Raw genomic sequence first — 1,730 nt, forward strand, 5'->3', positions numbered from 1 at the left:
ATAGGGGGTGGTCGGGGTGAGAGGATTCGAACCTCCGACATCCTGCTCCCAAAGCAGGCGCGCTACCGGGCTGCGCTACACCCCGAAATCCTGTTGGCGCTTCAGGCGCATTTCGGAGAGGCGAGACTATACCGCGGCGAATCGGCCGGGTCAATTTCCACTTGAGTAAGCGGGGGGGTTTCCGGGAAAATCACCCTTTTGCTTCAGGGTTGTCCTAATGAGCGCACGCATTCTCGACGGTAAGGCCATGGCCGACACCATACTTGCAGTGATCCACGACAAGGTGGCCGAACGCGAGGCGCAAGGCAAGCGCCGCCCCGGCCTGGCGGTCGTCCTGGTCGGCGACGATGCCGCCTCGGCGGTGTATGTGCGCAACAAGAAGCGCGCCTGCGAGCGCGGCGGCGTGGCCAGCGTCTCGCACGATCTGCCGTCTGCCGCGACCCAAGACCAATTGCTGGCGTTGATCGACCAGCTCAACGCCGATCCGGCCATCGACGGCATCCTGGTGCAGCTTCCGCTGCCCGCGCACATCGACGCCGAGACGGTGATCGAGCGCATCCGTCCCGACAAGGATGTCGACGGCTTCCACCCTTACAACATCGGCCGCCTGGCGGTGAAGATGCCGACGCTGCGCCCCTCCACCCCGCGCGGCATCATGACGCTGCTGCGCGCCACCAACGAGGAACTGCGCGGCAAGAATGCGGTGATGGTCGGCGCCTCCAACATCGTCGGCCGGCCGATGAGCCTGGAACTGCTGCTGGCCGGCTGCACCATCACCGTATGCCACAGCGCCACGCGCGACCTGGAAAGCTTCGTGCGCTCGGCCGAAATCCTGGTGGTGGGGGTGGGCAAGCCGCGCATGATTCCGGGCGAGTGGGTGCGCGAGGGCGCGATCGTGATCGACGTCGGCATCAACCGGCTGCCCGATGGCAAACTGGTCGGCGACGTCGATTTCGATTCCGCGGTGGAACGCGCCGGCTGGATCACCCCGGTGCCCGGCGGCGTCGGCCCCATGACCGTGGCGACCCTGCTGGAAAACACGCTCGAAGCAGCGCTGATACACAACCCCTGAAAAACAGGCTATCCGCGAAGGACGCGAAGGGTCGCGAAGAAAACCTGTTTTACCCTTCGCGTTTCTTCGCGTCCTTCGCGGATAAATTCAGTTAGCGTGCAGTGCCCTGAGATAGCCCACGTCGACGAACGGCTGACCGAGATCGGGGCCGGCCAGCACCCGGGTTGGTTCTCCCGGTTCACCGAGGTTGGATAGCACGACGGCCGCGCCCATGAAATCGTGGTCGAGCGTGTAGTCGTTGACTGTGATCAGTGTTCTCAGACCGGCCCCCAGGCTCGCGCGCAGGCCGTTCTCGGAATCCTCGAACGCCAGGCAGTCGGCGGCGTCGAGCCCCATTTTCTGCAACGCGTAGTGATAGATGTCGGGCGCGGGTTTCTTCGCCGGAACGATATCGCCTGCAGCGATCACCTCGAACCAGTCCGGCGTGCCGGCACCCAGGCTGTGTTCCAGCAGCACGGTGACGTTTTCCGGGGTGGTGGTGGTGGCGATCGCCAGCCGCAGCCCGGCGGCACGCGCCTCGACCAGCAGACGCTCGACCCCGGGCCGCATCGGAATGCCACCGCGCGCGGCGAGCGCCGCGTAGTGCCGGGTTTTGGCCTGATGCAGCTCGGCCACCATTGCGTCGAAATTGTCCGGTTTTCTATAATCCGGCCGATAG

The 1,730-nt window shown here is 64.9% G+C and carries 2 protein-coding genes and 1 tRNA gene; 1 reads left to right on the plus strand and 2 read right to left on the minus strand.

The window, feature by feature from the left end; translation table 11 throughout:
* Positions 1–8: 8 nt before the first annotated feature.
* Positions 9–85: transfer RNA gene (locus Q0L94_RS17780), tRNA-Pro, on the minus strand.
* Between the two features lie 132 nt (positions 86–217).
* Between Q0L94_RS17780 and folD the strand changes: the two genes are divergently transcribed.
* On the plus strand, positions 218–1,072 hold the full coding sequence (gene folD, locus Q0L94_RS17785) for a bifunctional methylenetetrahydrofolate dehydrogenase/methenyltetrahydrofolate cyclohydrolase FolD (protein ID WP_296756006.1): 855 nt from the start codon (positions 218–220) through the stop codon (positions 1,070–1,072).
* Positions 1,073–1,159: 87 nt separating this feature from the next.
* Here the strand turns inward: folD and Q0L94_RS17790 are convergent.
* Positions 1,160–1,730, minus strand: a 571-nt coding sequence (locus Q0L94_RS17790) for an HAD-IA family hydrolase (RefSeq protein ID WP_296756008.1), incomplete at its 5' end; no start/stop codon positions are given.

It is taken from the genome of Thiobacillus sp., from assembly GCF_024708915.1.

What these genes read in the sequence shown, in the direction of transcription:
- folD (WP_296756006.1), top strand. Translation starts at nt 218, where the DNA reads ATGAGCGCACGCATTCTCGACGGTAAGGCCATGGCCGACACCATACTT.